The sequence below is a fragment of the Novosphingobium sp. genome (assembly GCF_040079535.1).
Lineage (GTDB): Bacteria > Pseudomonadota > Alphaproteobacteria > Sphingomonadales > Sphingomonadaceae > Novosphingobium.
Genome location: NZ_JBEBKB010000077.1, coordinates 1 through 3878, shown reverse-complemented (window position 1 = coordinate 3878; position 3878 = coordinate 1). Strand labels below are relative to the sequence as shown.

The window sequence follows — 3878 nt, the reverse complement described above, 5'->3', positions numbered from 1 at the left end:
CCCTTCGTCATCCCCGCCGCAGGAGGGGACCCAGTGTTGGTCCGCCCTGGGTCCCCGCCTGCGCGGGGATGATGAAGGGGAGTTGATGCAATTGGAATCGCGAGGTGAGCCTGCTCAGCGCGGGATTTCAACGAAATCAAGTTTCCTGAAGGCATCCATCTGCGCCCCGGCATATTTTTCCGGTACAGCCGCTGTGCCCAGTGCCCACGCCATGATTTCGACATCCTCTTCGTCCAGCAAGGCTTCAAACCAATCGCGTTCGGCTGGTGTCCAACTGGTGTGGTGCGTATCGAAAAAGCATCCGATCATGTAATCGGCTTCGCGCGTGCCGCGATGCCAGGCCCGGAACTTTAGCCGCTTGATTCGGGAAGTGTCGCTCATCAGGAGCGATTAGGGGGCACTTATCGCCGCCGCAAGGGAGAGACGCGTGAGTACCAATGAACAGGATTTTGCTGCGCTGGATTTGGCGGCGCGGTTGGCGGCAGAATACCGGCGCGCTGTGGCTGCGGCAGAAACGGTGCCAGTGGCCGGGTATGCCGAGATTTTTGATCGGTTTGATGGCCCCGTTCCCGATCATGGCACGGATGCGCTGGCCCTGATTGCCCAGCTTGATGGCGGGGCCCGCGATGGCTTGCGCGGGATCGTGGCGCCGCGGTTCTATGGCTGGGTCAATGGCAGTTCGCACATTGCCGGTGTCGCGGCTGATTGGCTGACATCGGCCTGGGGCCAGAACGGTGCAGGCATTCCGATGTCGCCGGCAGCGGCAGCGGTGGAGGCCGTGGCGGCGCGCTGGCTGCTCGAACTGCTTGATCTTCCTGCGTCCAGCTCGGTCGGTCTGGTCAGCGGCGCGACCATTGCAAACTTTGTCGGACTTGCCGCCGCGCGCGGCGAATTGTTGCGGCGCGTAGGATGGAACGTTGAGGATGATGGCCTTTACGGTGCACCCAATCTGCGGGTTCTGATTGGTGCCGATGCCCACAACACGGTGTTTTCAGGGCTGCGCTATCTGGGGCTGGGCGAAAAGCGTGTCACCACGATCGCTACTGACAGTCTGGGGCGGATGCTGCCTGGCGATCTGGAACGCGCGCTGAAGGCCAGCAGCGATCCGGTGATCGTGATTGGGCAGGCCGGACAGATCAACACCGGGGTCAGCGATCCATTTGCCGCGATTGTGCCGATGGTTCACGATGCTGGCGGCTGGATCCATGTTGATGGCGCATTTGGCCTGTGGGCCCGGGCAAGCGAGCGCCACCGCCATCTGCTGGATGGGATTGAACAAGCCGATTCGATGGCAACCGATGGGCACAAGTGGCTGCAAACCCCTTATGACTGCGGCTTTACGATCGTTCGGCATGAACAAGCACACCGCCGCGCAATGGATATGCAGGCCAGCTATCTGACCCGCGACAACGCCCAGTTCCGCCATCCCGGCGCCTATGTGCCTGAACTGTCGCGCCGCGCGCGCGGTTTTGCCGCCTGGGCGATGATCCGGCGGCTGGGGCGCAGCGGAATTGCCACAATGGTCGATGATGACGTGCGGATTGCCCAGGCCATGGCTGCCGGTATGGCAGCAATTGCAGGCGTGGAGGTCCTTAACCAGCCAGAGCTCAATCAATTCATCGTCCGCTTCGGCGCGGCTGCCGGGGCCGAGCAGGGCGATCGGCTTACCCAGGCCACGGTTGACCGGATCCAGCAGGATGCGACGGCATTCATGGGCACGGCGCTGTGGCGCGGGCGGCTGGTGATGCGGGTTTCGGTCTGCTCAATTGCGACCACCGATGAAGACGGGCGGATCACAGTTGATGCGGTTCGTGCTGCGTGGGAGGCTGTGCAAGCCGGAGGCTAGGCGCTAATACCCTGGGCATGCGCCCCGATCGGCTTAATCCTCTGTTTGTTACCGCCGATAGCCTTAAAGGGGTCGGCACGGGTCTGGCGCGCCCACTTGAGCGGCTTGGCCTCGCGAGGGTCAAGGATTTTGCCTATCACTTACCTGATCGGTTCGTCACCCGCCGCGCGGTAGCCAGCCTGGATGAGGCCAGCGTTGGCGAACAGGTGGTGGTTAAGCTTACGCCGATCGAATACCGATCATCGGCCGGGCGCGGGCCGATGCGGGTTATGGCCAGCGATGAGCCCGGAAACATCTGCGCAATCACCTATTTTGGCCGGGCATCCTATTCCGGAAAAAAGGCGCTTCCGCTTGGAGAACCGCGCTGGGTGGCCGGAAGGCTCGATCAATACGGGCAGATGCTGCAAATCGTGCATCCCGATCACGTTACCGAAGAAAGCGCGGCGGCGCTGGGCCAGTTGATAGAGCCGGTCTATCCCTTGTCCGATGGGCTGACCCAAAACCGCATTGCCGCCCTGATCCAGCAAGCCATGGCGGGTCTGCCTTCGCTGCCCGAATGGATAGAGCCCACGCTGCTTGATCGGCATCAGTGGCCGGCCTGGCGCGATGCGCTGGAGCTGGCGCACAAGGGTGAGCACGCCGCTGCGCGTGACCGGCTGGCTTATGATGAACTCTTGGCCAACAGTCTGGCGCTGCTGCTGGTAAGGGCATCCAATCGCAGGCAGATTGGCACACCGCTGGTGGGCGATGGCGCCTTGCGCGCGCGGCTGCAACTGCCGTTCGAACTAACCGGAGCGCAAAAGCGTTCGATTGCAGAGATTGAAGGTGATCTGGCCCAATCTGCGCCGATGCTGCGATTGCTGCAGGGCGATGTCGGATCGGGCAAGACTGCCGTGGCACTGGAAGCGATGCTGATCGCGGTGGAAGGCGGGGCGCAGGCGGCGCTACTGGCCCCAACCGAAATTCTTGCCCGGCAGCATTTTGAAACACTTGGCCGGATGGCTGCATCAACGGGCGTTTCGATCGCGCTGCTGACCGGGCGAGACAAGGGCAAGGCGCGTGAATCGATCCTGATGGGCTTGCTGGATGGCTCGATCCAGATGGTGGTTGGCACCCATGCAATCTTTCAGGATGCTGTCGCTTACAAGAACCTGGCGATGGTTGTGATTGATGAGCAGCACCGGTTTGGCGTGGCCCAGCGGCTGATGCTCAATCAGAAAGGCCGCCGCACCCCCCATTGTCTGGCGATGACGGCCACTCCGATCCCGCGCACGCTGACGCTTGCCCAATACGGTGAGATGGACGTCAGCAAGCTTGATGAGATGCCGCCTGGCCGCCAGCCTATCGATACCCGGGTTGTTGCGGCCGAACGGATGGATGATGTGGTGGGTGCACTGGGCCGGCACATGGAAGGCGGGCACCAGGCCTATTGGGTTTGCCCGATGGTCCGCGAACTGGAAACCGAGGACATTGCTGCCGCTGAGGCCCGCTTTGCCGAGATGAAAGCGCGGTTCGGGGATTGTGTGGTGCTGGTTCATGGGCAGCTTCGGCCCGAAGTGAAAGACGCCGCAATGGAACGCTTTTCCAGTGGCGCGGCCAAGCTGTTGGTTGCAACCACAGTGATCGAGGTTGGCGTGGATGTGCCAAACGCCACACTGATGGTGATTGAGCAAGCCGAACGCTTTGGTTTGGCCCAGCTGCACCAGTTGCGTGGCCGGGTTGGGCGGGGTGAGGGGAAAAGCAGCTGTCTGCTGCTGCGCGGACCGGCGCTTAGTGAAACCGCGCGCGACCGGCTGGCCTTGATGCGCGAAACCCAGGACGGCTTTCGCCTGGCCGAAGAAGACTTGCGTTTGCGCGGCGGCGGGGAATTGCTGGGGACCCGGCAATCAGGCGATACCCCGTTCCGTGTTGCCAGCATTGAACAGATTGCGCGGCTGCTCCCGGCTGCCCATGATGATGCGCGGCTGTTGATGGAGCGTGATGGCGGGTTGACCGGCGAACGCGGCGATGCGGCGCGGTTGCTGCTTTATCT

The 3878-nt window shown here is 62.3% G+C and carries 3 protein-coding genes; 2 read left to right on the top strand and 1 reads right to left on the bottom strand.

Going from position 1 to position 3878, the window contains the following annotated elements; all coding sequences use genetic code 11:
- Positions 1-114 precede the first annotated feature (114 nt).
- On the bottom strand, positions 115-381 hold the full coding sequence (locus tag ABL914_RS13780; protein ID WP_391563764.1) for a succinate dehydrogenase assembly factor 2: 267 nt from the start codon (positions 379-381) through the stop codon (positions 115-117).
- A 46-nt stretch (positions 382-427) separates the two neighbouring features.
- Between ABL914_RS13780 and ABL914_RS13775 the strand changes: the two genes are divergently transcribed.
- Both ABL914_RS13775 and recG read left to right on the top strand, forming a co-directional pair.
- The gene (locus ABL914_RS13775; RefSeq protein WP_391563763.1) at positions 428-1846 is read left to right on the top strand and encodes a pyridoxal phosphate-dependent decarboxylase family protein; all 1419 of its coding nucleotides are present in this window, start codon (positions 428-430) and stop codon (positions 1844-1846) included.
- Positions 1847-1863: 17 nt separating this feature from the next.
- A partial coding sequence (gene recG, locus ABL914_RS13770; RefSeq protein WP_391563762.1) for an ATP-dependent DNA helicase RecG occupies positions 1864-3878 on the top strand: 2015 nt, incomplete at its 3' end.

Bases quoted from the DNA above. Each gene is read 5' to 3' on its own strand.
- ABL914_RS13780 (WP_391563764.1), bottom strand. From the start codon at position 381: ATGAGCGACACTTCCCGAATCAAGCGGCTAAAGTTCCGGGCCTGGCAT.